Here is a 23,931-nt window from a genome sequence, read left to right as displayed (position 1 = left end):
CCACCTGTTATTCCGCCGCGAGGACCTCACCGTTCAACAACTCCCAAACTTTATGCGGGGTGAAAGGCATATCAGCCTGACGCACCCCCCGCTCCCAAAGCGCATCCTGAACCGCGTTCGCAACAGCGGCCAATGCACCCACCGTGCCCGCTTCGCCACAGCCCTTCATCCCCATGATGTTGGCGGTGGAGGGCACCGGTTCCGATGTAAAACTAATAGTGGGTATGTCGTCTGCACGCGGCAAGGCGTAATCCATGAACGATGCCGTGAGCAACTGGCCGTCTTCGTCAAAGACAACATGCTCCGTCAGCGCCTGACCGATACCCTGCGCTACCCCACCATGCACCTGGCCTTCGGCCAGCATCGGATTGATAAGATTGCCGAAATCATCGACGACGGTATAGCGGTCCACAGTCACGACTCCTGTCTCAGGGTCCACAATTACCTCTGAAACATGGCAACCGTTGGGAAAGCTTCGGGCATCCAGAGTGGCGCGTGCTTCATGCACCAGGAGATCGTCGCGGCCCTGCGCACGCGCCATTTCTGCCACTTCCAGCATCGTAGGGCTCAGGTTAGAGCCATCTGCGCGAAAGCGTTCATCATCAAAACCGATCTCGGAGGCAGGCACGCCCATTTCGTCGGCCAGAAACGCGATGAACTTCTCAGTCATCTCCGCAACCGCTGCCAGAGTCACGTTGTTCTGCACAGTAACAGACCGCGACCCACCGGTGCCGCCGCCCTCCGCGATCAGATCGCTGTCGCCCTGAACCACTGTGATCAATTCCGCAGGCATACCCGTCTGGTCCGCCAGGAAATTTGCGTAGACCGTCTCGTGCCCCTGCCCTGTGGATTGCGTGCCCACGTAGATCGTCACCGTACCATCCTCGTTAAAAGCAACCTTCGCGCCTTCCGAAGGATCACCCAAAATACTTTCGATATAGTAACACAAACCGACGCCGCGCATAAGGCCCTGATCCTTATCGGCTTTTTTCCGCGCGGCGAAACCCTCCAGATCCGCCTCGGAAATGGCGCGGGTCAGCAGCCGGTCAAAGTCGCCCACGTCATAAGTTTCGCCCACGGTGGTTTCATAGGGAAACTGGTCTGCGTTGATGAAATTCCGCCGCCGCAATTCGATCGGGTCTACCCCCAATTCGCGCGCTGCCCGGTCCATCAGGCGCTCCAGCACATAGATGGCCTCGGGCCGCCCGGCCCCCCGGTAGGCGTCCACGTAAGTCGTGTTCGTATAGATGCCTTCGACCCGCAGCCACGTGTTCTGCACATCATAGACGCCCATCAGCACGCGGCTGAAAAGCTGGCTTTGGATGAATTGTCCAAAATGGCTGTTATACGCGCCGAGATTGCAGCGCGAGTGCACACGGTAGGCGGCAATCCGGTTTGTCTCGTCAAAGGCAAACTCCGCCGTGGAGGTCAGATCACGCCCCGCATTGTCGCTCAGCATGGCTTCTGTCCGCTCCGACATCCAGCGCACAGGACGTCCGGTGACCCGCGCCGCCTCGGCCGCCAGCGCATATTCCGGATAGGGAAACCCTTTCATACCAAAACCACCGCCCACATCCGGCGTGGTCACACGCACCAGATCGGGCTCCAACCCAAACGCCTTGGCCAGCGCGTCTTTTTGCCCCCAGACACCCTGCCCGCCCAGCGAGACATGCAGCCGGTCGCCATCCCATTCGGCGAAACAGCCGCGCGGCTCCAGCGAATTCACGATGATCCGGTTGTCACCCACCTCCAGGCTCACCGTGCGGGCCGCCTTGGCAAATGCCGCCTCGGTTGCCGCTTCATCACCGATCCCCCAGTCGAAGCCACGGTTGTCCGGCACATCGTCATGCACCGCCGGACCACCTGCGGCGATGTCCATCTTGGCAGGCAGATCGTCATAGTCGAGCATAATGAGCTCCGCTGCGTCCCGCGCCTGATCCAGCGTGTCCGCGACGATGAAAGCCACCGGCTCGCCCACGAACCGCAGCTTGCCCTTGGCCAACAAGGGACGCTTGGGTGCCGCCCCCTGCGACCCATCGCGGTTCTTGATGGTGGCCCCGAACATATTGATATTCATGCCCGCCGCCTCCAGATCATCAACTGTCAGCACCGCCTGAACACCCTCCGCCGCCCGCGCATCCGAGACATCCAGCCCGGTGATTGTGGCATGGGCAACCGGGGCGCGGAACACAAAAGCCCGCAGTGCACCCTCAGGCGCGATGTCGTCCACATAGCGCCCGTGCCCGGTCAGAAAGCGGACGTCTTCCACCCGTTTGATCGATTGTGACTTGCCGAACTTTTCCATCGGGGAACTCCTTTTCGCGCGCTGCGTTCAGGCGGACACTAGCGGCACCCGCACGCTTGTCCAGTCGTCCCGGTGATAACGGTAGAAACAGCGCTTTAGTCCGCATTTTTCGAAGATATTCCAGAAGCCCCGCCCGGAGCAGGTGCGACGGCCCCGCTGCCAAGGGTGGCCTGAAGCCCACCCTACCTGTTCACCACACCCGTCGCCCCCTGCAGGTAAGGTGGGCTTCAGGCCACCTTTGCCGGTCAAGTTTTCCCACCCGCCGCCTTCCCCTTGCCCGCATCCTCCGGTAGACCCCCGCCAAGATCAGACAGAGGATGCGATCATGGCGCTCGACAAGACTTTTGACGCTCAGCAAGCCGAAGCCCGCCTGTACGCGGCATGGGAAAAATCAGGCGCTTTCAAGGCCGGGGCAAATGCCACGCGGGACGAGACGTTTTCCATCATGATCCCGCCCCCCAATGTGACGGGGTCGCTGCACATGGGGCACGCCTTCAACAACACGCTGCAGGACATCCTGATCCGCTGGCACCGCATGCGCGGGTTCGACACCCTCTGGCAGCCCGGCACCGACCATGCAGGCATCGCCACGCAAATGGTGACCGAACGCGAAATGGCCGCCAATCAGGAACCCTCGCGCCGCGACATGGGTCGCGAGAAATTTATCGAGCGGGTCTGGCAGCAGAAGGTCAAGTCGCGCGGCACCATCATCGGGCAGCTCAAACGCCTCGGGGCCTCCTGCGACTGGTCGCGCGAGGCTTTCACTATGGGCGGCGCGCCGGGCGACCCGGAGGCGGGTCAGGGACCGAACTTCCACGATGCGGTCATCAAGGTCTTTGTCGACATGTACAACAAGGGCCTTATCTACCGCGGCAAGCGGCTGGTGAATTGGGACCCGCACTTTGAGACCGCCATCTCCGATCTGGAAGTCGAGAATATCGAGGTCGACGGCCACATGTGGCACTTCAAATACCCGCTCGCGGGCGGGGCCACCTATGAATATGTCGAGAAAGACGAGGACGGCAACGAGACCCTGCGAGAGACCCGGGACTACATCTCCATCGCCACGACGCGGCCCGAAACCATGCTGGGGGATGGCGCGGTTGCCGTTCATCCGTCAGATGAAAGATACGCGCCAATCATCGGGAAACTATGTGAAATCCCGGTCGGCCCAAAGGAACACCGCCGCCTGATCCCGATCATCACCGATGAGTATCCGGACAGGAATTTCGGCTCGGGTGCGGTCAAAATCACCGGGGCGCATGACTTCAACGACTATCAGGTCGCCAAACGCGGCGGCATTCCCCTCTACCGGCTGATGGACACCAAGGGAGCGCTCCGTGATGATGGCGCGGCTTATGCGGAAGCGGCGGCGATTGCCATGGCCGTGGCGCAGGGCGAGCGGGATCTTAGCGAGGCCGAAGCCGATGCGGTCAACCTTGTGCCGGACGATCTGCGCGGACTCGACCGGTTTGAAGCGCGTAAAAAGGTGGTCGCCCAGATCACCGAAGAAGGCCTCGCGGTCATGCAGAGCGTCACCAAACTGGACGGAGACGGCAACGAGGTTGAGCGCCTTGTACCCTTCGTCGAGGCCAAGAAGATCATGCAGCCCTTCGGCGACCGCTCCAAAGTGGTCATCGAGCCGATGCTGACCGACCAGTGGTTTGTCGAGACCTCCAAGATCGTACAACCCGCCATTGACGCGGTGCGCAACGGTGATGTGGCGATCCACCCCGAGCAGGACAAGAAGGTCTACTTCAACTGGCTGGAAAACATCGAGCCCTGGTGCATCTCGCGCCAGCTCTGGTGGGGGCATCAGATACCGGTGTGGTATGGGCCAAGAGTAGATGACCATGGGCATCCGATTCCCGGAGAGACTGAGCCTTTCTGTGCAAGCGATCCACAGGCGGCCCAAACGATAGCGAAACGCTACTATGAAGAACGCGGATTGAGTAACGTCAGGATTCATTTCGCAAACGAAAAGGATGATTTGCAAGCAGCCGTTGGTGAAGCCAATGGGTCCGGTGCAGGTTCACGGGTTTCAGGTATAGTCGATGGCGGCAACAAGTTGATCACCGCCAATCTCGATCGCGACCCCGACGTCCTCGACACCTGGTTCTCCTCCGGGCTTTGGCCCATCGGCACCCTGGGCTGGACCAGCGACGCGGAACAAGACTTAGCAAACGAAGCGCTGCAGAAATACTTCCCGACCTCAATCCTGATTACCGGCTTCGACATCATCTTCTTCTGGGTCGCGCGGATGATGATGATGCAATACGCCGTGGTCGGCCAGAAACCCTTCGACACCGTCTACGTGCACGCGCTGGTGCGGGACGAGAAGGGCAAGAAGATGTCCAAATCGCTGGGCAATGTGATCGACCCGCTGGAGCTGATCGACGAATACGGCGCGGATGCCGTACGTTTCACGCTGACCGCCATGGCCGCCATGGGGCGCGACCTGAAACTCAGCACGCAGCGGGTGGCAGGCTATCGGAATTTCGGCACGAAACTCTGGAACGCCTGCCGCTTTGCGGAAATGAACGGCGTCTACGCGCAGGCAAACACCAGTGCCCGCCCGGAGCCCTGGGCCGCGGTGAACAAATGGATCATCGGCGAGACCGCAAAGGTCCGCGAGGAAATCGACGCCAGCCTGCAGAACTACCGATTCAACGACGCGGCCAATGCCGCCTATGGCTTTGTCTGGGGCAAGGTCTGCGACTGGTACGTGGAGCTCAGCAAGCCGCTGTTGCAGGACGACGCCAATGCGGCGCTGGCCCCGGAAACCCGTGCCACCATGGCCTGGGTGCTGGATCAATGCATGATCCTGTTGCACCCCATTATGCCCTTCATCACCGAAGAGCTTTGGGCAGCCACGGGCCAGCGCGACAAGATGCTGGTGCACGCCGACTGGCCTGACTACACGGCGGCTGATCTGGTGGACCCGGCAGCGGATCAGGAACTCAACTGGGTTGTCTCGCTGATCGAGGCTATCCGCTCTGCCCGCACCCAGATGCACGTGCCCGCGGGCCTCTACGTGCCATTGCTGGTCACCGATTTGGATGCGGCGGGGCAATCGGCCTGGGATCGTAACGAGGTGATGATCAAGCGGTTGGCGCGGGTCGAAGCCTTGTCACGGGCCGACAGCTTCCCCAAGGGCACGGTGACTCTCGCCGTCACTGGCGGCAACTTTGGCCTGCCGCTGGCCGATATCATTGATATCGCGGAGGAAAAGGCGCGGCTGCAGAAAACGCTCGACAAGCTGATGAAGGAGTTGGGCGGGTTGCGCGGACGGCTGAACAACCCGAAATTCGCAGCCTCCGCACCGGAAAAGGTGGTTGCGGAAACCCGCGCCAACCTCGCCCTGCGCGAAGAGGAAGAGGCTAAATTGCAAGAGGCGCTCGCACGGCTGGCCGAATTGGGGTAAAATCGCCCCATGCGAAGCTTTCGTTCCCTCATCGAAAGGCAGATCGCCAGGGCGCGGGCCTCGGGCGGTCTGACCGGATTGAAAGGTGAAGGCGCGCCCCTGCCCGACCGTCCCGTTGAAACCGGGGAGCAGGCGGCGGTGTCGACGGCCATGCGGATCATGGCCGAGGCCGGCGTGGTGCCCGAGGAATTCACGTTGAAAACCCAGCTGGACGCGGCGCGCAAAGCCTATGCCGCCGCCCCGGACACGAACACGCGCAAAGCGGCGATGGCCAAACTGGCCGATCTGGAGATGCGCTACGAGATTGCCCGCGAGGCGCGGCGCAAGTTCATGTCCTGAGAGACGGGGTCATTTGAACACCGGTGCGCGTTTGGCGAAGTGCGCCGCGATGACCTCCATCTGTTCGGGCTGCCCCAAGAGGCTGGCCTGCGCGCGGGCTTCGGCCAGCAGAACCTCCTCCGCCGTGTCGCGTTCCGCGCAAGCGATCAGCGCCTTGGCCGCTCTTATGGCCTTGGGGCTTTTGCCCGCGAGTTCGCGCGCCAGATCGAAGGCCGCGGCCAGCGGGTCCTCGGCAATCTCGGTGACGAGGCCCCAGCGCTCTGCCCGATCCGCCGAAATAGGCGTGGCGGTGTAAATCAACCGGCGCATGACATCCGAGCGCACGAGTCGGGGCAACAACACCATCCCGCCCATATCCGGAATGATACCCCATTTCATTTCCATCACCGCCAGTTGGGTATCCGGCGCGGCAATGCGGATATCCGCGCCCAGGGCGATCTGCATGCCTGCCCCAAAGACCGTCCCGTGCAGGGCTGCGATCACCGGGATCTCCAACCGGTGCCAGATCATCGCCACCTCCTGCCACTGGTTGGTGGTGCCGTCCCCATGGGTGCGCGGCAGGATCATCGCCTCGATATCCTTGCCGATCATGCCGCCCAGCGACCCGATGTCGATGCCTGCACAAAACCCTTCACCCGCACCCGACAAGACGACGGCCCGCGCGTGCGATGCCGCCACCTGCTGGCCCGCGTCGATCAGCGATTCGAACATCTCGGGGTCGACGGCATTGCGTTTGTCCGGGCGGTTCAGCTGAACATGGGCAATGTGGTCGGTGAGGGTGACAATGACGCGAGACATCGGATTCTCCTTTTTCGCTGCCCCCACCAGAGCGCAGCGGCGGCATATTGACCAGACAAACGTTGGGGAAATCTCGCTCTTGCCCATGGCGGCCAAGCCGTTTTAAGAGACGCCATGACCAACTACCGCCTGACCCCGCTTGCGCAATCCCTGCCCGACACCGTGCCCTTCGTTGGCCCCGAAGCCCAGGAACGCGCGCGTGCCTGCCTTTTTGATGCCCGCCTCGGCGCCAATGAGAACGTCTTTGGCCCCTCGCCCATGGCCACCCGCGCCATGGCCGAAACGCCGCAGTGGATGTACGGCGACCCCGAAAGCTATGAGCTGCGCGAGGCGCTGGCCGACCATCATGGCATCCGGCCCGACATGATTGTCGTGGGTGAAGGGATCGATGGGCTGCTGGGGTATCTGGTGCGGATGATGGTGGCACCCGGCGATGCTGTTGTGACCTCAGACGGCGCCTACCCGACATTCAACTACCACGTTGCGGGCTACGGCGGCGTTCTGCACAAGGTGCCCTACAAAAACGATCACGAAGACCCTGACGCCTTGTTTGCCAAGGCGGCCGAGGTGGATGCCAAGCTGGTCTATCTTGCAAATCCCGACAACCCCATGGGCACGGCGCATGACGGGGCCGATCTGGTCGCTGCCATGGACAAGCTGCCCGCTGGCACCCTGCTGGTGCTGGATGAGGCCTATCTGGAATGCGCACCGGGCGGGACCGCCCTGCCCCTGCCCATGGATGATCCACGGGTCATCCGGATGCGCACCTTTTCCAAGGCGTACGGGCTTGCAGGCGCACGTGTCGGCTATGCCATGGGCGCGCCCGACCTGATTGCCGCCTTTGAGAAGGTGCGCAATCACTTTGGCATGAACCGCGCAGCACAGGCTGGCGCGGTTGCGGCACTGGAAGATCAGACCTGGTTGCGTTCGGTGCAGGCCCGCATCGTCGCGTCGCGCCATCGCATCAAGGAAATCGCCCGCAAGAACGGACTCAAACCGCTGAACTCCGCTGCCAATTTCGTGTCCATCGACTGTGGCGGCGGGTCGACATATGCGGCGAATGTGCTGCATGAGATGGTTGCGCGGGGGGTGTTTATCCGCATGCCATCGGTTGCGCCGCAAAACCGCTGTATCCGGGTCAGCTGCGGCACCCCTGCGAACCTCGACATCTTTGCGGAGGTTCTGCCCGTTGCCCTGCGGGCCGCAGAAATGAGATGACGAAAAGCGTCCAATCTTTATAATTTGCGCATCACTCACCAGACGAGACGCGCCATGGATAAACACAGACTGGGTCGCGCGCCCAATTACACCAGCGCCTGCATCGTGATGTTCGGGGTGAACCTGACGTGGGTCTTGCTGTTTCTCTTCGCAATCTGGGGATTGGTCGCAGCGGTCTTCCTTGGGCTCGCCGTGAACCGCTGGCTCGACTGGCTCGACCACAGACGTCGCATGGAAGACGCGCGATGGTCGCTCCCGCCCCGGCGCTAGTGTTCTGCAATCACGGCTGCGGCGGCTGAAAGCGCCCCGGCGCCATGTGGGATCTCCAGGGCCTTCATGCCGGCTTCCATCCCGCCCAGAAGCCCCATGATCATATGACCATTCACATGGCCCATATGCCCCAGCCGGAAATGCCCGTGCCAGGCCGGATCATCGCGGTCCACCATGCCCAGCCCGATCCCCAGCGTCAGGCCAAGCCGCTGTTCCGTCCAATCCCGCAGGCGCGTCGCCAGCGGCGCGTCCAGATGCAACGCGGTGACGGCCCGGCTGCGATGGTCTGGATTGGCGATGTTCAGACGCAAGGGTCCCTCTGACGCCCAGGTCTCGCAGGCGGCCCAGATGGCGCGGGCCAGGAGGTCGTGCCGCGCCCAGACCGCCTCCATCCCTTCGGCGTGGATCATGTCGAGCGCGACGCGCAAACCATAGATATGCTGCGTCGGCGCCGTGCCGTTCCAATATTGGTAGAAATCTTCCGGATGGGCGCGTGTGGTCCAGTCCCAATAGCTGCTTACCCGTGGCAGGGCGGCCCGCACCTGCGCGGCCTTTTCGTTGAAGAAGACAAACCCCATGCCCGGCGGCACCATCAGCCCCTTCTGGCTTCCGGTGACCATGACGTCGACGCCCCATGCGTCCATCTCGAACCGGTCACAGCCCAGCGAGGCAATGCAATCCGCCATCAGTAGCGCGGGATGGCCAATCGCATCCATTGCGCTGCGCAAGGCGGCAATGTCGTTGCGGACGGACGTGGAGGTGTCCACATGCACGGCCAGCACAGCTTTGATCTGGTGCTCCTTGTCCGCCGACAAGGCCTCGGCAACCCGGGCCGCGTCCATCGGGGCGGATTTGCCGAAATCCAGAACCTCGACTTCTGCGCCCAGAGCATCAGCCATGCCGCCCCAACCGGTGCCAAAATGGCCGGTTGCGGGCACCAGCACCTTGTCGCCGGGCGCGAGGACATTGGCCAATGCCGCCTCCCAGACCCCATGTCCGTTCGCGATGTAGAGCGCGACCTCTCCTTTGGTCCGCGCCACCCGTTTCAGATCCGCTACCAGATCAGGCATCATATCAGGCAGTTCCCCGGCATAGATATTCGGGGCGGGCCGGTGCATCGCATTCAGCACCGCCTCCGGCATCACGGAGGGGCCGGGAATGGCAAGATAACCGCGTCCGGCGGGGTTTCCGGGTGATTGGGGCATAAAGGCTGTCCTTTTTACGTGGCGCAACCTTAGCCGTCTATTTCGCCCGGTCAATCAGCGAAGCGCCCGGCGTCGAAATTGATAAATTCAAGGTGATTGGATCGGTCTCAGCGGCGGTAGCTTTCGGCCAGCCGTTGCGGGGACACACCGCTGAAATAGCGCAGCAGGGTCCAAAGGTTGCGCGCGCCGCGCCGCAGCCACCCTTGCGCGCGATATCGGGCGGCACTGGTCTCCGCCACCGCATCGATGGGCACCAGCTTGCCTTTGAGCGCGCGGGCCAGCGCCACGTCCTCCATCAGCGGCTGGTCAGGATAGCCGCCCGCATCGGCGTACATTGCCCGCGGCAGCAATAACCCCTGATCGCCATACGGCAGCCCGAGATGGCTGCGCAGGTTGGCCCAGCCCGCGACCACGCGCCCAGCCACACCCCCATTGGCAAAGGCCAGCCGGAACCAGCCCGCCTTGCGCGTGTCCAGATGCAGGATCGCCGGTCCGACCCATCCGGGGCGCAGTTGCGTATCTGCGTGCAGCACAAGAAGCCATGCACCCTGCGCCCGCGCACATCCCCGCGCCAACTGTCCACCGCGCGACGCCGCGCCGGTTACAACCTCCGCACCCCAGGCCTTGGCCACCGCAACGGTTGCATCGTCAGAGCCGCCGTCGCTGACGATCAACTCGCGGATGATGCCCGCCTCCAGCCCCGGCATGAGTGCTGCCAGACAGTCGCCGAGATGGGCCTCCGCGTTCAGTGTGGGGATGATCACCGAAATCGGTGCACGCATAGGTTATGCCTCTTCTTCTTTTCGGCGACACGTCTATATGTCATTGAAGGCGAAAAGAGGACCCCCCATGACCAAACGTCGCATTCTTCAGATTTCCGGCGCTGACGCACGGGAGTTCCTGCAGGGGTTGATCACCAACGATATCGAGCGTTTGCGTGACGGTCTGGTCTATGCCGCCCTGCTCACTCCACAGGGGAAGTACATTGCCGATTTCTTCCTGGCCGAGGGACCTGGCGGCATTCTGCTGGATGTAGCCGACAGCCTTGGCAACGCGCTGACACAGCGCCTGACGATGTATAAACTGCGTGCCGATGTGACGATCATGCAAGCCCCGCTGCATCTGCACCGTGGCCTTGGAGAGCCGCCGGAGGATGGGTTTGCCGATCCGCGTCACACCGCTTTGGGCTGGCGCGCCTATCGGGATGCGCCCCAAACAGACGATGATGTGGATTGGACGGCGCTGCGGGTGGCGCATCTGATCCCGGAAACCGGGGTCGAACTGACCCCGGACACCTTCATTCTCGAAGTGGGGTTTGAGCGTCTCTCCGGCGTGGATTTCCGCAAGGGGTGTTATGTCGGGCAGGAAGTCACCGCGCGCATGAAACACAAGACCGAGCTGCGCAAGGGTCTGGCACGGGTGCGTATCTCCGGCGCGGCGGAGACGGGCACGGAAATTACGGCAAACGGGAAACCGGCGGGCACCCTGCTCAGCCGAACCGAGGATGCGGGTATCGCCTATCTGAGGTTTGATCGTGCCAAAGGTGAGATGTCAGCGGGCGAAGCGACCATCACGCGCAACGACGCCTGAGGCTTCGCGGGTACAGCACATATCCGTGCATTTCAGGCGCGTTTGGCGTACTATATCGCGCCTCAGGCGCGTTCCGCATATTCCATCGTTTCGGTGTTGACCACGATGTCTTCGTCCTGCCCGACAAAGGGCGGCACCATGACCTTGACCCCGTTGTCCAGAACCGCGGGCTTGAAGGAATTTGCCGCCGTCTGACCTTTGACCACCGGCTCCGTCTCTACAATCTTGCACGTCACCTTCTGCGGTAAAGTCGCGTTCAGCGCCTCTTCCTCATAGAATTCGACGACGATGGTCATGCCGTCCTGCAGAAACGGACGCCGCTCGCCCAGCAGCTCGGCGGGCAGCTGCACCTGTTCGTAGGTTTCTGTATCCATGACAACCAGCATGCCCGCGTCTTCGTAGAGGAACTGCTGATCTTTCTGCTCCAACCGGACCCGCTCAACCTTGTCGGCACTGCGAAAGCGTTCATTCAATTTGGAACCATTTCGGAGATTGCGCAGTTCTACCTGTGCAAACGCACCGCCCTTCCCGGGCTTCACATGGTCCACTTTGACCGCAGCCCAAAGGCCACCATTATGCTCCAGAACATTCCCGGGGCGGATCTCGTTTCCGTTGATTTTAGGCATATGACCGAACCGTGGCAAAAGGTTGATGAATTGTTGACGCACCCTATATCTGGCAGGTTGGGTGGTGACAAGACAACGATATCTCGTGCTGCATCTGCACAGAGCTATGCGCATGATGCATGGAAGTCATGCAATTACGGGGTATCCGAATCGTCTGAACTCCGCCATAAGGAGCGTCATGCCGAAAGACAAGAGCAAGAATAATGGAAAGGACGACGAATGAAGGATTTCGTTGACGGCACAGCCTTCAATAACGAGCAAGGCAACCGTGCACGTAAACTTTTTGCAGCCGTTGTACTGGCTGCATTGGACGACGCCATCGCGGACGACAAGAAGTATGGCAATGGTCCTGAGCAAATCGCACGCTGGGCGCGGTCGCGCGACGGCCGCGAAGTGCTGAGCTGCGCCGGCATCGACCCTAACGAGCGGGTTGTGTCCGGACTGATGGAATTCGTGGGCAAAGGTGTCCGGACGTCTGTTGCGCTGTCGCGTGAAGAATCCGAACGTCGCAATGCCGCACAACAGGCCGAAGCTGCCTGATCAAAATTCGATCTTATGAACAAAAGCGCGCCCCGGTCGGGCGCGCTTTTGTGTTTTCAGCTGTTTGTAAAGAAGAACAGCCACTGCCGCACGACCCAGATTTCGGCGAGCAGTAACAGCGTGATCAGCACCAGCAACCCCCATCCGAACCGGCGCTGCCAGAGCGTGATCGCGGCCAGACTTGCCACGACCGCCTCAACCGGTGCCAGCCACATCGCCCCGTGATCGCGATCCCAATAGCTGAGCGGGCTTTCGAATACCCAGCCCGTCAGGGGCCAGAAATGCGCCCGCCCGTCATCATGATGCAGCGGAAAATCAAAGCACAGATGGAGCAGTGCCGCCCCCGTCAGGGCAATCGCCCAAGGCGCACCGCGCCAGAGTGCCAAGACAAACAGCCCGCCCCAGATCAGAAACGAGTTGTCGATCGCAAAAATCGTCTGCCAGGTGTCGGAGAAGTAGAGCTCGTCAAACACGACCTGCGGGGCAATACCAAAGATGTAGAGCGCACTGCCTGCCAATAGATACAGCGACAGATCCGGCAGCAGAGCGCCCGCAATCGCGGCCCAGACAACGGGGCGCGCGCTCTTGCGGCCCATCACAGCGGCCCCGATCAGCAAATGTGCGGGCGTGTTCATGAATGGTCCTTTTCCTTTGCGCGATCATGCGTCAGGTTGCGCCAAACATCAAAGAGGAACGCCATGGCGCGCGCCATCATGATCCAGGGCACCGGCAGCAATGTCGGCAAATCGATGATCGTCGCCGGGCTTGCGCGCGCCTATACACGCCGGGGGCTTGCCGTGCGCCCGTTCAAGCCGCAGAACATGTCGAACAATGCCGCCGTCACCGTCGACGGCGGTGAAATCGGGCGGGCGCAGGCGCTGCAGGCAAAGGCCGCCGGGATCGCACCGCACACGGATATGAACCCGGTGCTGCTGAAACCGCAATCGAGCACCGGCGCGCAGATCATTGTGCAGGGACAGGTCTATGGCCAGCAGGACGCGCGGGATTTCGGAGCGGCAAAAGACCGCCTGATGCCCTTCGTCTTGGAGAGTTTTCACCGGCTGGCAGAGGGCTGCGATCTGGTCCTTGTCGAAGGTGCTGGCAGCCCGGCGGAAATCAATCTGCGCGCGCGCGACATTGCCAATATGGGGTTTGCCCGCGCGGCTGAGGTGCCCGTGGTGCTGATGGGGGATATTGATCGCGGCGGCGTCATCGCGCAGATCGTGGGCACACAGGCCGTCCTTGATGGTGCGGACCGTGCTCTCGTTAAAGCCTTTGCAATCAACAAATTCCGGGGCGATGCTCGCCTTTTTGATGAAGGTCGCAACGATACTTGCGCACGCACCGGGTGGCCTTGTCTGGGTGTTGTCCCTTGGTTCGACAGCGCGGGCCGCCTGCCAGCCGAAGATGTCGCCGATCTGCCTGCGCGCGCCAGATCAGGCGGTACCGGCCTCACCGTCGTGGTGCCCCAGCTGCCGCGCATCTCCAACTTTGACGATCTGGACCCGCTGGCCGCCGAGCCGAATGTCAACGTCATCATCGCCCCACGTGGGGCTCCCCTGCCGGTCGAGGCTGACGTCATCCTTCTCGGCGGCAGCAAATCGACGCTGTCCGATCTCGCCGCCCTGCGCGCCGAAGGCTGGGATATCGACATTGCCGCCCACGTCCGTCGCGGCGGGCACGTGCTGGGCCTCTGTGGCGGCTACCAGATACTGGGCAATTCGATTGCGGACCCCGAAGGGATCGAAGGGCCGCCGGAGGCCGCTGCCGGTCTTGGGCATCTGGACGTGGAGACCGTGCTGCACCCGCGCAAGACACTGGCGCTGAGCCATGGAACGCATTTGCAGAGCGGCACAGCGCTCAGCGGTTACGAAATACACATGGGGGATACGCAGGGGCCTGACTGCGCACATCCCTGGCTCGACATTGGCGGGACACCGACAGGAGCCAGCGCCCGGAATGGCCAAATCCAGGGCTGTTATCTACATGGGATTTTCAGCTCAGACGCGTTTCGGGCCGCGTGGCTCGCGCAGTTCGGGCAGACCTCACAAACGGCCTATGACGTCCAAGTCGAGGCGACGCTGGATGATCTGGCAGATCATCTGGAAACCCACCTTGATCTGAACGCGCTGCTTGCGTTGGCCCGGCCACCGGTGATCCGCACCTAGCCCGCCGCTCTCAGAAAAACGCATCAGTCGAGGTCGCGCGCCGCCAGGGCCCGATGGATTTCGCGGCGGACCAGCTTGCGCACATTCCGAGTGATCCGCTCGCCCAAGGCCCCTTGCAACTCGGAACGTACAATATCGGCAACGAGATCACGCAGCGCGTCTTCGTCCAGAAGCTGGTCATCAACGGGGCTTTTCGCAGCAAGAATTTCGGCGGGCACAACCTCGGCGTCATCCGCCTTGTGCTCTTGGCCTATTGGTGTGCCGGTCGCATCCAGTTCCGCTGCATCTGGCCATGCCATGCCTTCGGATTCGGTTCCGGCGTAGTCATCTTTGCTGACACCATCCGGCTCCCACTGATCCGACGTCTTTGCAATGGCCGTTTCAAGCTCTGCGATTTTTGCCGTCAATTCGTTTACGCCAAACCGCGCGGTTGCCTCGTCATTTGTTGTTTCGGTCTCTTCAGTGGTTTCGACAGACACTGCGTCCGCATCAGAAGAGAAAAACGTCTCCTGATCTTCCGTTTCAGAAGTGTCATCAGTGCGCGTTATCGTATGTTCGGAGTCGCTATGCGCGTTTTCAGGGAGATGCACCGCATCGGCTGGCTGCAAGCGCAAGACATCGCTTTCAGAAACCCGCTGCTGCTGCGACAAGATCAATCGATCAGGCGTCTCAGGTGCCATGGAAGATACTCCTTGGACCTTGTTATCACTCACCAAACGACGGATTGAAGACAACACGTCTTCCACATCTGAATTCGAAACCGGTTTTGACATACTGCACCACGCTTACTCACTTCAACTCTACCCCTCAGGCGATTACCGCACAATGGGTCGTTATAGTTGTCAGTCTTTTTGCAATGCACGCAAAACGCGATCAAGCCGTTGACCCTGTGCTGACGAAGGCACAGGCGCGTCTTTCACCAGATCGTAATAAGCGCTGGGGTCATATTGCTGCACACCCAGCGAAAGATCCCGTGCAGTCAGACGCCCGGTCGCCTGCAAAACGGCATAGGCCGCGACGTAAAGGTTGGCCTGAGCCGAAATCCGGGAAGTCTCCGCATCCAGAAGCTCTTGCTCCGCATCCAGCACATCCAACGTGGTCCGGGCACCCAGCGTGGCCTCTTCCCGTACACCTTCAAACGCGATACGTGCTGCGCGAATACGCTCTTCACTGGCTTGCAAACTGGCGCGCTGCGCTGCCAGTGAGGCATAGGCGGAACCGACATCCTGTGCGACCTGCTTGCGCACTTCGATCAGGTTGCCACGCTGTGCGTCACGCGACGCGATTGCAGACCGGATACCGGCAGACAAAGCGCCCCCGCGATAGATCGGACCAGTCAATTCGATGCCGATGCTGCCAGAACGTGTGTAGTTGCTGTTTCCAAAGCTCTCGGACACGCCAACGGACCCCACAGCCGACACGGTCGGGTTGAGCGATGCTTTTGCACGCAGGATGTTGAGTTCCGACACCGCAACGAAATGCTGGGCTGCCCGCAAATCAGGATGGCTTTGCACCGCACGAGCACGCGCGTTTTCCACATTGCTTTCCAGTCTGGGCAGTGATGGTGGTGGCGTCAGCTGTCCAGGCGTATTGCCCACTACGCTGCGGTATTCTTCTACCGCTTGCAGAAGATCACCTTGAGCAGTTGCCAAACCACTACGCGCTTCAGCGAGGCTCGATTCCGCCTGCGCCACGTCGGTGCGGGTCACCTCGCCCACCTCAAACCGGTCCTGCGCAGCGCGCAGTTCCTGTGTCAGCAGTCTGAGGTTGTTTTGACGCAGGGATACGAATTCACGCGCGGCGACCACGTTCAGATAGGCGGACACCGCCCGCAGTAGAACGTTCTGCTCCAAGCTTATGAGCTGTTGGCGCGTGCCCAGCACGGTTTCCTTCGCCGCATCCACCCCCAATGACGTTGCGCCACCATCATAAAGCAGCAGCGACGCGGCCAGGCCGACAGTGCCTGTGGTGGCTTCCAAATCGCTCACGGTGGAACCGCCGGTTGTCGTCAAAGATCGACGATCTCCAAAGTCGCGGGTCAGATCGGCGCTGTAGTTCAGAATGGGTCGCAAAGCAGCAACTGCCGCAGCCACATCTTCATCCGCTGCGCGCAGAAGAGCGCGGTTTTGTTCCAGCAACCCACTGGTCTTGTAGGCTCCCACCAAGGCGTCCGCCAATGTCTCGGCTTTCATCGGATGTCCGGCCAGAACACCCACAAGGCCTGCAGACCAGGCCAGACCGCGGTAGAAGGATATCAACCGTTTCGATTTCTTCGCTTGGGCCATTTTTGTACGCCTCTTCCTGCCATTGCCCTGCCCGGGCCCCTGATTGAATTATAGTTCGAATACGTGTTCTTTTCCAAAACCTGCCAGCACCGGCGCGCCGGCGTTGAACGACATCCGCCAGGAAATTACGCCACCTTTCTTGTGCCCGATGCGCACCTCACCCAGTGCACCCTGCATGAAAAGGCAGGCGACGCGACCACCGTCCTTGATCTGATCCTGCAGTGTCAAAGGCAACTCGGTGATCCCACCCTGTACCAACATCACATCGTAAGGCCCATGCTGTGACGCGCCTTCGGCAAGCGGACCCACGTGCAAGATCACATTGTCCACGCCAGCCTCAGCCAGAGACTCCTGTGCCTCGGACGCCATGGTTTCATCGTCTTCAACGGCAACCACGGCTTCGGCAACATGTGCGATTACGGCAGAGGAATACCCCATGCCCGCACCCACATCGAGTACGAGCTCGTCATTGGAAACATCCAATGCATCCAGCATCTTTGCGAGCGTTCTTGGTTCAAGGATGACCCGTCCTTCACCCAACTCGAGGTTTTCGCCCATGTAGGCCGCTTCGCGTTGCGCTGCCGGTACAAAGTTCTCACGTGGCACTGTCAGCATCGCATCAATGATGGGAAATTTGGTCACATCAGACGGTCTGACCTGCGTATCTACCATCATCGTGCGGCGGGCGGCGAAATCGGTCATGTGGCTAAACTCGTCCGTTCAGTTGTGTGTTTTTCAGATGTGCCACATTCATTCGGCTGCGGCAACGCTCATACGCTGTATTTTGCCGCTTTGTGGCACTTGCAGCATCATAACTAATCGGATAGCACTTCGCGCACACCATGTAGGGCGAGTTGGCGGAGTGGTGACGCAGCGGATTGCAAATCCGTGTACACCGGTTCGATTCCGGTACTCGCCTCCATTTAATTCCAAGTACTTAGCAGATTTTGCAGTGGGTAGGGCAAGCCTCTCTACTCATTCACGTTCTGTGCATGTTCTGTTCAGGCGTCCCGCATTGGCTGTTTTCTCTCCCCTCCCCGGAGCGGGCTACCCGCCCCGGCACCGCAGTCATTCGGTGACTGGATCGTCATCGCGGCGCGGGAAGGCGACCATTTCGACGTTGGGGAACATGCTGTGTTTGACGTTGATCGACGTGATGTTGCCGCGGTCGTCGGTGTTGACGAAGAGCACGCCGCAGCGGTCCCAGAAGTTCTTGCCATCTTTTTCGCCGGATTTGACGTTCAGTTTCAGAGTTTGAATAGCCACTTTTCGATCCTCACTTTGAGTGTTTCGATGAACATGACCAAAGCTGGCACCAAGGGGCTGTCAGCGAGAAACTTGCTTCGCGAGGAATGCGCTGGCGCAGGGGAGTTTTCTTGTTGAAGTGGGGTTTGTCCCGCGTCTGACACGGCTGCCCGCTTATGTTCAGTAATCAGAAACACGGCGTTGAGGATCTGAGTTTGGCCATCAATCTCTGGGCTTTCCCGCCAAAGCTGGCCTGGAACGCTGCAACTACTGTACTGGGCCTGCAGATTGCTCGCAGTAGATATGATCTAACGACCATAAAGCGGAAATATGATCTGCGGATCATACGGCATGAAAGGCAATCGCCCGACGCCGTATGCTAGCAGCAATTGCTTCCGCCAATGGCTGTGGAAACCCATCCGGCAGGTCTGCTAGTGTCTTGTCCAAGGCGGGTACAAGCTCAGACGCGACGCCCGACAAGATCTCTTCCGCTAGCGCCACACCAAAACCTGCCGCCTTCGCAGCCTGCAGGAAATGACGCGGCACCACCTCGTTGATCCGGTAGTGTCCGTCGACGGCCATCGCGAGGCGCATCCGGTTCTGGCGGATTTGACCGTCATCCACGGCTTTCTGAGCGCTCAGCACATCGTAGAGTGGGGTCATGCGGAACCCGCCAGGGCGCAATGCGATGCTGAAATTCTTCGCATGCCCGTCTGTCGCTCCCAACAGCCAAAACAGCACCTGCGCGCGGAAGAACACACGCTGATCCGCCTCGGGGTCATCGCTGCCCGTCAGCAACCCGATCCCTTCGGTGATCCCCGGCCCGCCATCCATTTGATATTTTTGGCTGGGTGGGACTGAGAGCGCCTGACAAAAATCCTCCTGCGGGAGGCGGATCAAGCGGCCATCTTTGGTCCAGCGCCGATCAAACCGCGTCACGACAAGGCTTCGTTCGTCTTCGAAGTCAGTAATCTCGACCTCAGCCACATCCATGCCCATGGCGCGGCAGAAGCTCATGCAGAAGAACTCATTCTCGACGCTGTCGGACAAATCTATCCCTGCGGGCAGAACACCAAGCTGAGTCTTGAGGATATGAGTTGTAGGGGTAAGTCCCGATGGACGGATCCACGTTCCCTCGTGGCGCAGCAGCGCTGTTTTCTCCTGCGCCCCTGCGATAGAGATGCGGAAATCATCTTCCTCCTCCAAGCCAAGCGGAGCGCTCGCGAGGTTGCGTAGCATATCGGCAATCTGCGCCTCAGATACGGGTTCTCCCTCGAGCACGCCAACCTCTGGGACTTCAGCAGAGACGAATTGCAAGGCCCCCACGCAATCGCGCCCAATTTTCTCCAGCATGTGCCACGCGTCCGTGCCGCCCGCACGCACCCGTGCAGCAACGCGCTCTCGTATCGCCTGATTGTCCGGCAGCAGGTTTTCCAAGTAGCCGATAACAGGGCCGCCCTGGTGTGCCTCTTCACGCAAAGGCAGCGAAAGCGAGATGGGCATGGCATGTACCCATGCCAACCATTCCGGATCATAGGTAAAGCTGATCGCTCCTGAACCAGCGAGACGCAAAGCCCCCACCAACCGCCCGTTCAGAAGCACTTGCATTGTGCCGCTACGCCCGCGTTTGGCCATCAGAAGATATCCTCAATCTCAAGCTCGCCACCGCGCTCCGCCAATCGGAACTCAAGCCCAAGTGCCGCCATGACAGCGAGCACGGTGGCCAGCTTCGCTCCCGCGTCGCCATTCTCGAGCGACGAAATTGTCGCGACGCGCAAATTCGTTCGCGCGCTGATATCGCTTTGGGTCCAGCCGCGCGCTTTGCGCGTCCGGCGAAGTGCCTCCCCGATCTGCTCGGCCGTCCGTGCTGTGAGGTCCATGATATGACTCCTTTTACGGCGCAGCGTAAGTTAAAGTAAATTACGCTGCAACGTAATTATTTGAATTTTACGCCATGGCGTAACAATCGAGCTGCACTCATGCCCGCAGACCCGCAGCTCGAACTTGCTCAGGCGTCACCAGCTTTGACGCGATCAAGTCCTCGATCTGCTGGTTGGTGATGCGACGGCACAGGGGATGGCGTTCGTGGATCCACTCGGCGAGGCAGGCACGGCCTTTGGCTTCGGCTTCTTGCGCTTTCTCGTGATCCGCCTGTACCTGGGAAAGCCCCTTCTCCCAACGCCGCATCTTGAACCAATTGTCCGAGAAACAGACCTTACTGCGGGTGTAGCCCTCGCTTTCTTTGGCATATCTGGTTTCCGAAACCAGCAAGTATTGCGGCCCTTGAGGGCGTTGCCGAACGAATGTCTCATCGCATCCGTCACTTCAGTATAGTTGCGACAAGGCGGTCTAGCCGCATCAAACCTTGGGCATCACCAGCCCGCTACCGATCATAAACGGGTCAGAAACGTCCTCGCTTCGAACAGGGCTTCAAGCGACGCAGGGGTGTTGAGTCTTTCCAGCAAGTCCAGTGTCTTTTGCGATGTGTCCTGTTCCATCCAGAGCGGCGACTTTTTTAGGAACGGAAAACCACATTCAAAAATATTGAACTCCGCCGTGGCATAGCTGACGCCTTTGCGGGCAGCAGCGGTGAGAATGAAACCGATCAGATCCAGTTTGGGCATGGCGGCAAGTTGTGATTCAACCCTCGCCTGGAGTTGCCGAAGCTTGCGATCATCCATGATGATCAACATTTCCGCGATATGACGCAGCCGGGCCTCTTCGAGACTGGCAAGCTTTTCCGGTATCATTGCTGAATCAAAAGTTGCACCATGCGTCAATCCATTGCTGATTGCCCATCGGGTCAATCCGATCTCACCCCGCCTCACAGTGCGTTTCTTGCTATTGCTGAGGGGGAATTTCTTCCAATAGCGCAGGAAGCCCGGATGAGACAGTGTCCTGCTTGAAAAGCTAAGCGCATACGAACAGTAGTGAAAATTCGGGTGGTCAGTACGATAGTCCACTTTGATACTGCGATAGCTCTCTGGATCGGGGCGGGACATTCCGTAATTTGAAGCCGCCCCAGCAAAGTCAACATTCAGTGCCTCGACCTGATCGAGCCAATCGGTCTTGTCTGTGATAGGAAACCATGATGAATCATTCAGCAAGACGAGTTGTTCTAGGCTGGCAAGTTCGTCTCCCATCGACAGCAGTCCATCCCGGTAGCCGCCAAAGTCATATCCGAAATTGGGACGTTCAATGTAGCGATGACACAACGCCAACACACGGTTTTTGTCTTCCGGCGAAAGTGGGAAATTAGAGACCACCGTCGTGGCGATATTTTTTCGCAGCAGATACCGAAGGGATCTTTCGTGTGATGCCAAAAGCCCTTTTGACGGAAACATAAGATAGACTGCCCGCCTCGGGCTGGCATCTACTTCTCCCGGCTCCTGCTGAACCCGGCCGGACAAGAAAAAGTCGTAGTAGCCCGCGCCGAACAACCACGTCGTGAACGACGCCGGAAACTTCGCTGAATTGCTCAAAAGGCGCGTCAGTTCGCGTTTGAGTTTCCATCGAGGTATCATCTTGAACCTTTTACCGTTTACCGCCGGACAAGTGCAAACAAGTTCCGGTTGTGCTTCTTACCTGCCCTCCCGGCGCCTTCTCAACCGCGCGACGGATTTGCACAAGCCCTTTTTTGTGGTGCCGCGGCTTCTGCTCGCTCCCGGCCAGAATAAAACTTCAGTCTCACGGACATCGGCAAACACGCCCAGTCACATCCGTATTCCAAGTATCACGTTCACATCAAAAGAAGCGCTGATTTGCAACCATTCTGTCCGATGCACGGGTGAGGAACGCGTGCGCACCAAGTCATTCACACAACGGCTTAAAGGGCAAACAGCAAGTTTATGCCGACAAACGCGCCCACCGCGTATTCGGCCGGTTTCTTTGGTCAGTTGGCGATCGTCAGCCCTCAACAAACATCCCCTCTTTGTCGCGTATTTTGACCTGCCAAGCCTTGACAGCACACCCGGGGGCGGTCTTTCAGGGCAGCGTTTCTGGATGCTTTACAGTACCGGTAATCCCACATACCTAGGAGAAAGTATGAGCAGCGACATCAAGCAAAGAGCGAAGGACGCAGTCCAGGCATCTTACGGCAAGATGTTGCGTCGGCTGCTGCGGGAAAACTTCAAACTCCAAACTCGAAATTATTCCATCGCGATCGGTGCGATGGTCGTTATCGCGATAACAACCGCACTCACGGCCTGGATCATGGAAGACATCATCGATTCACTCGTGGAGTCATCTGAACCCGGCAGAGTTCTGTCCGTTGCTGCCGCTGTGGCTTTGATCTTTACGATCAAGGGTGCTGCAACATACGTCCAGGTTGTATCACTCAGCTATGCAGGCAACAGCATTATCGCTTCGCAACAGCGCCGCCTGTACAATTGCATTCTACGGCACGGCGTTGCCTTCTTCAGCGATAGCGGAGTTTCGGACATTCTAAACCGGGTCACAAGGTCCGCGCAGGGTGCACGGACGGTTATCGAGCTCATTGTGATGGGCGCGGTCCGTGACACGCTGACACTGGTCGGCCTGATAATCGTTATGTTTTATCAGCAGCCTACGCTTTCAATGATATCTCTGATTGTTGGGCCGCTGGCGCTTTTGGGGATACGGCTGCTCCTGAACCGCGTCGGAAACATAGTACAGGGCCAGATCGCCTCTTCGAAGGAGATCATCAAAATAATCAATGAAACATCCTCGGGCATCCGTGTGGTGAAAGCCTTCGCGCTTGAAAAACAGATGGAAGACCGGATGCGAGAGGCCGTTTCGACGGTAGAAAGCCGGACAAATGCCATGGCACGGCTAAGTGCAGCAACAAGCCCCCTGATGGAAACCCTTTCCGGTTTTGCAATCGCCGCAGTCGTCGCTTTGAGCGCGCTGAACCTTTTTGGCGAGGCCTCCACAACCGCAGGCGGCCTGATGTCTTTTGTGACGGCACTTTTAATGGCCTATGAACCGGCAAAACGCCTTGCACGCATGCGTATCAGCATTGAGAGTAATATGGTCAGTGTGGCACTGATGTATGAAGTCCTGGATACGCCAATTGCAATTGTCGAAAGCGAAAACGCCGCGGATCTGCCTGAGGGACAGGGGACCGTTTCCTTCAGGTCCGTCAGTTTTCAGTATGGCACTGCTCAGAACCAACCCGTGATCAAAAATCTCGATGTGGAGTTTGAGGCTGGCAAGACAACAGCGCTGGTCGGACCATCCGGTGGCGGCAAATCTACAGTTATCAACCTGATCATGCGACTTTATGATCCGACTGCGGGCCATATCGAAATCGATGGTTGCGATCTTCGGGAAGCGACAATTGCATCCTTGCGGGAAAAGATTGCATTTGTCGGTCAGGAAACTTTCCTCTTTGATAGCAGCATCCGGGACAATATTGCACTTGGTCGCAAGGACGCCACGGAAGATCAGATTGCCGAGGCAGCCCGTGCGGCTAACGCGCACGAATTCATTATGAAAATGCCGCAAGGATATGACTCTCCTGCTGGCGAAAACGGTTCCAACCTGTCAGGCGGACAACGTCAGCGTATTGCAATCGCGCGTGCGGTCCTGCGCGACAGTCCGATTTTGCTGATGGACGAAGCAACGAGTGCTTTGGACAGTGGATCGGAGAACCTGGTCAAGGAAGCATTGCTCAGGCTTAGCAAGGGGCGGACAACAATTGTCATCGCACACCGCCTTGCGACGGTACTGAACGCACACAAGATCCTTGTTCTCGAAGAAGGCCAGATAATCGAACAGGGAAATCTGAATGAATTGCTTGAACTGGATGGTGTATTCCGAAATCTCTACGACCTTCAGTACAATCAGGAATCCACGCCCAACTGACTGACGCCCGCACACAGAAGCCGAGGGGGCTACTATTCGAATTGCAGCCCTCGAACATCGCAACGTACTGTCGC

At 59.4% G+C, this 23,931-nt stretch carries 22 protein-coding genes and 1 tRNA gene; 9 read left to right on the top strand and 14 right to left on the bottom strand.

All coding sequences use genetic code 11. The features are described 5' to 3' along the window. Positions 1-7 precede the first annotated feature (7 nt). Complete coding sequence (locus tag Q1A07_RS14375; RefSeq protein ID WP_299782494.1) at positions 8-2,305, bottom strand: xanthine dehydrogenase family protein molybdopterin-binding subunit; 2,298 nt, start codon at positions 2,303-2,305, stop codon at positions 8-10. A gap of 325 nt (positions 2,306-2,630) precedes the next feature. On the opposite strand from Q1A07_RS14375, the gene Q1A07_RS14370 reads away from it, so the two are divergent. Further along, entirely contained in the window at positions 2,631-5,729 is a 3,099-nt protein-coding gene (locus tag Q1A07_RS14370) for a valine--tRNA ligase (RefSeq protein WP_299782493.1), read from the top strand. A gap of 9 nt (positions 5,730-5,738) precedes the next feature. Beyond that, complete coding sequence (locus Q1A07_RS14365) at positions 5,739-6,068, top strand: DnaJ family domain-containing protein (protein WP_299782491.1); 330 nt, start codon at positions 5,739-5,741, stop codon at positions 6,066-6,068. A 9-nt stretch (positions 6,069-6,077) separates the two neighbouring features. Here Q1A07_RS14365 and Q1A07_RS14360 read toward each other — a convergent pair whose 3' ends face one another. Then, a complete protein-coding gene (locus Q1A07_RS14360; protein ID WP_299782489.1) occupies positions 6,078-6,866 on the bottom strand; it encodes a crotonase/enoyl-CoA hydratase family protein in 789 nt (262 codons plus the stop codon). A gap of 114 nt (positions 6,867-6,980) precedes the next feature. Between Q1A07_RS14360 and Q1A07_RS14355 the strand changes: the two genes are divergently transcribed. Further along, positions 6,981-8,084, top strand: coding sequence for a pyridoxal phosphate-dependent aminotransferase (locus Q1A07_RS14355; protein WP_299782487.1), 1,104 nt, complete (start codon positions 6,981-6,983; stop codon positions 8,082-8,084). Positions 8,085-8,138: 54 nt separating this feature from the next. After that, positions 8,139-8,354: a hypothetical protein gene (locus Q1A07_RS14350; RefSeq protein ID WP_299782485.1), complete on the top strand. Its 216-nt coding sequence runs from the start codon at positions 8,139-8,141 to the stop codon at positions 8,352-8,354. Here Q1A07_RS14350 and Q1A07_RS14345 read toward each other — a convergent pair. Together Q1A07_RS14345 and Q1A07_RS14340 are read right to left on the bottom strand one after the other, a co-directional pair. Next, entirely contained in the window at positions 8,351-9,559 is a 1,209-nt protein-coding gene (locus Q1A07_RS14345; RefSeq protein WP_299782483.1) for an aminotransferase class V-fold PLP-dependent enzyme, read from the bottom strand. The genes Q1A07_RS14350 and Q1A07_RS14345 overlap by 4 nt on opposite strands. Before the next feature lie 107 nt (positions 9,560-9,666). Further along, positions 9,667-10,341, bottom strand: a complete 675-nt coding sequence (locus Q1A07_RS14340) for a TIGR04283 family arsenosugar biosynthesis glycosyltransferase (protein ID WP_195818739.1) — start codon at positions 10,339-10,341, stop codon at positions 9,667-9,669. A 67-nt stretch (positions 10,342-10,408) separates the two neighbouring features. On the opposite strand from Q1A07_RS14340, the gene Q1A07_RS14335 reads away from it, so the two are divergent. Next, on the top strand, positions 10,409-11,149 hold the full coding sequence (locus Q1A07_RS14335) for a folate-binding protein (protein ID WP_299782480.1): 741 nt from the start codon (positions 10,409-10,411) through the stop codon (positions 11,147-11,149). Positions 11,150-11,211: 62 nt separating this feature from the next. Here Q1A07_RS14335 and efp read toward each other — a convergent pair whose 3' ends face one another. Further along, complete coding sequence (gene efp, locus Q1A07_RS14330; RefSeq protein ID WP_195818737.1) at positions 11,212-11,775, bottom strand: elongation factor P; 564 nt, start codon at positions 11,773-11,775, stop codon at positions 11,212-11,214. 219 nt (positions 11,776-11,994) lie between these two features. On the opposite strand from efp, the gene Q1A07_RS14325 reads away from it, so the two are divergent. Next, positions 11,995-12,315: a DUF6280 family protein gene (locus Q1A07_RS14325; RefSeq protein WP_089420757.1), complete on the top strand. Its 321-nt coding sequence runs from the start codon at positions 11,995-11,997 to the stop codon at positions 12,313-12,315. A 56-nt stretch (positions 12,316-12,371) separates the two neighbouring features. Here Q1A07_RS14325 and Q1A07_RS14320 read toward each other — a convergent pair whose 3' ends face one another. Then, entirely contained in the window at positions 12,372-12,950 is a 579-nt protein-coding gene (locus Q1A07_RS14320; protein ID WP_299782475.1) for a cobalamin biosynthesis protein CobQ, read from the bottom strand. A gap of 63 nt (positions 12,951-13,013) precedes the next feature. Here Q1A07_RS14320 and Q1A07_RS14315 point away from each other — a divergent pair, with 63 nt between their 5' ends. Then, complete coding sequence (locus tag Q1A07_RS14315; protein ID WP_299782473.1) at positions 13,014-14,483, top strand: cobyric acid synthase; 1,470 nt, start codon at positions 13,014-13,016, stop codon at positions 14,481-14,483. A gap of 23 nt (positions 14,484-14,506) precedes the next feature. Here Q1A07_RS14315 and Q1A07_RS14310 read toward each other — a convergent pair whose 3' ends face one another. The 3 genes from Q1A07_RS14310 to Q1A07_RS14300 form a co-directional block, all read right to left on the bottom strand. Further along, positions 14,507-15,163 (bottom strand): hypothetical protein, encoded by a 657-nt coding sequence (locus tag Q1A07_RS14310; RefSeq protein WP_299782471.1) that lies wholly within the window; start codon positions 15,161-15,163, stop codon positions 14,507-14,509. A 162-nt stretch (positions 15,164-15,325) separates the two neighbouring features. Next, positions 15,326-16,768, bottom strand: coding sequence for a TolC family outer membrane protein (locus Q1A07_RS14305; RefSeq protein WP_299782469.1), 1,443 nt, complete (start codon positions 16,766-16,768; stop codon positions 15,326-15,328). A 48-nt stretch (positions 16,769-16,816) separates the two neighbouring features. Continuing rightward, the gene (locus Q1A07_RS14300; RefSeq protein ID WP_299782467.1) at positions 16,817-17,470 is read right to left on the bottom strand and encodes a protein-L-isoaspartate O-methyltransferase; all 654 of its coding nucleotides are present in this window, start codon (positions 17,468-17,470) and stop codon (positions 16,817-16,819) included. A 146-nt stretch (positions 17,471-17,616) separates the two neighbouring features. Here Q1A07_RS14300 and Q1A07_RS14295 point away from each other — a divergent pair. Continuing rightward, positions 17,617-17,690, top strand: a tRNA-Cys gene (locus Q1A07_RS14295). A 146-nt stretch (positions 17,691-17,836) separates the two neighbouring features. On the opposite strand, the gene Q1A07_RS14290 is transcribed toward Q1A07_RS14295, so the two are convergent. The 5 genes from Q1A07_RS14290 to Q1A07_RS14270 all read right to left on the bottom strand — a co-directional run bounded on the left by Q1A07_RS14290 (position 17,837) and on the right by Q1A07_RS14270 (position 21,537). Further along, the gene (locus Q1A07_RS14290; protein ID WP_299782466.1) at positions 17,837-18,034 is read right to left on the bottom strand and encodes a hypothetical protein; all 198 of its coding nucleotides are present in this window, start codon (positions 18,032-18,034) and stop codon (positions 17,837-17,839) included. A gap of 321 nt (positions 18,035-18,355) precedes the next feature. Then, a complete protein-coding gene (locus Q1A07_RS14285; RefSeq protein ID WP_299782464.1) occupies positions 18,356-19,648 on the bottom strand; it encodes a type II toxin-antitoxin system HipA family toxin in 1,293 nt (430 codons plus the stop codon). Next, positions 19,648-19,893: a helix-turn-helix domain-containing protein gene (locus Q1A07_RS14280; protein WP_299782462.1), complete on the bottom strand. Its 246-nt coding sequence runs from the start codon at positions 19,891-19,893 to the stop codon at positions 19,648-19,650. Before Q1A07_RS14280 ends, Q1A07_RS14285 begins: the two co-directional genes overlap by 1 nt. 97 nt (positions 19,894-19,990) lie before the next feature. After that, positions 19,991-20,284: a hypothetical protein gene (locus Q1A07_RS14275; protein WP_299782460.1), complete on the bottom strand. Its 294-nt coding sequence runs from the start codon at positions 20,282-20,284 to the stop codon at positions 19,991-19,993. A 119-nt stretch (positions 20,285-20,403) separates the two neighbouring features. Beyond that, positions 20,404-21,537, bottom strand: a complete 1,134-nt coding sequence (locus Q1A07_RS14270) for a rhamnan synthesis F family protein (RefSeq protein ID WP_299782458.1) — start codon at positions 21,535-21,537, stop codon at positions 20,404-20,406. 520 nt (positions 21,538-22,057) lie between these two features. Between Q1A07_RS14270 and Q1A07_RS14265 the strand changes: the two genes are divergently transcribed. Continuing rightward, the gene (locus Q1A07_RS14265) at positions 22,058-23,857 is read left to right on the top strand and encodes an ABC transporter ATP-binding protein (RefSeq protein ID WP_299782457.1); all 1,800 of its coding nucleotides are present in this window, start codon (positions 22,058-22,060) and stop codon (positions 23,855-23,857) included. Positions 23,858-23,931 lie beyond the last annotated feature (74 nt).

The organism is uncultured Roseobacter sp., assembly GCF_947492555.1.
Lineage (GTDB): Bacteria > Pseudomonadota > Alphaproteobacteria > Rhodobacterales > Rhodobacteraceae > Roseobacter.
The sequence above is the reverse complement of the archived record's forward strand: the minus strand, read 5'-3'. Positions and strand labels throughout refer to the sequence as shown.

Excerpts from the sequence above, each read along its gene's own strand:
- Q1A07_RS14335 (WP_299782480.1), top strand. The coding sequence starts at position 10,409 with ATGACCAAACGTCGCATTCTTCAGATTTCCGGCGCTGACGCACGGGAG.
- Q1A07_RS14365 (WP_299782491.1), top strand. The coding sequence starts at position 5,739 with ATGCGAAGCTTTCGTTCCCTCATCGAAAGGCAGATCGCCAGGGCGCGG.
- Q1A07_RS14280 (WP_299782462.1), bottom strand. The coding sequence starts at position 19,893 with ATGGACCTCACAGCACGGACGGCCGAGCAGATCGGGGAGGCACTTCGC.
- Q1A07_RS14350 (WP_299782485.1), top strand. The coding sequence starts at position 8,139 with ATGGATAAACACAGACTGGGTCGCGCGCCCAATTACACCAGCGCCTGC.
- Q1A07_RS14265 (WP_299782457.1), top strand. The coding sequence starts at position 22,058 with ATGAGCAGCGACATCAAGCAAAGAGCGAAGGACGCAGTCCAGGCATCT.
- Q1A07_RS14310 (WP_299782471.1), bottom strand. The coding sequence starts at position 15,163 with ATGGCACCTGAGACGCCTGATCGATTGATCTTGTCGCAGCAGCAGCGG.
- Q1A07_RS14355 (WP_299782487.1), top strand. The coding sequence starts at position 6,981 with ATGACCAACTACCGCCTGACCCCGCTTGCGCAATCCCTGCCCGACACC.
- Q1A07_RS14315 (WP_299782473.1), top strand. The coding sequence starts at position 13,014 with ATGGCGCGCGCCATCATGATCCAGGGCACCGGCAGCAATGTCGGCAAA.
- efp (WP_195818737.1), bottom strand. The coding sequence starts at position 11,775 with ATGCCTAAAATCAACGGAAACGAGATCCGCCCCGGGAATGTTCTGGAG.
- Q1A07_RS14325 (WP_089420757.1), top strand. The coding sequence starts at position 11,995 with ATGAAGGATTTCGTTGACGGCACAGCCTTCAATAACGAGCAAGGCAAC.
- Q1A07_RS14270 (WP_299782458.1), bottom strand. The coding sequence starts at position 21,537 with ATGATACCTCGATGGAAACTCAAACGCGAACTGACGCGCCTTTTGAGC.
- Q1A07_RS14305 (WP_299782469.1), bottom strand. The coding sequence starts at position 16,768 with ATGGCCCAAGCGAAGAAATCGAAACGGTTGATATCCTTCTACCGCGGT.
- Q1A07_RS14345 (WP_299782483.1), bottom strand. The coding sequence starts at position 9,559 with ATGCCCCAATCACCCGGAAACCCCGCCGGACGCGGTTATCTTGCCATT.
- Q1A07_RS14370 (WP_299782493.1), top strand. The coding sequence starts at position 2,631 with ATGGCGCTCGACAAGACTTTTGACGCTCAGCAAGCCGAAGCCCGCCTG.
- Q1A07_RS14340 (WP_195818739.1), bottom strand. The coding sequence starts at position 10,341 with ATGCGTGCACCGATTTCGGTGATCATCCCCACACTGAACGCGGAGGCC.
- Q1A07_RS14300 (WP_299782467.1), bottom strand. The coding sequence starts at position 17,470 with ATGACCGATTTCGCCGCCCGCCGCACGATGATGGTAGATACGCAGGTC.
- Q1A07_RS14375 (WP_299782494.1), bottom strand. The coding sequence starts at position 2,305 with ATGGAAAAGTTCGGCAAGTCACAATCGATCAAACGGGTGGAAGACGTC.
- Q1A07_RS14285 (WP_299782464.1), bottom strand. The coding sequence starts at position 19,648 with ATGGCCAAACGCGGGCGTAGCGGCACAATGCAAGTGCTTCTGAACGGG.
- Q1A07_RS14320 (WP_299782475.1), bottom strand. The coding sequence starts at position 12,950 with ATGAACACGCCCGCACATTTGCTGATCGGGGCCGCTGTGATGGGCCGC.
- Q1A07_RS14360 (WP_299782489.1), bottom strand. The coding sequence starts at position 6,866 with ATGTCTCGCGTCATTGTCACCCTCACCGACCACATTGCCCATGTTCAG.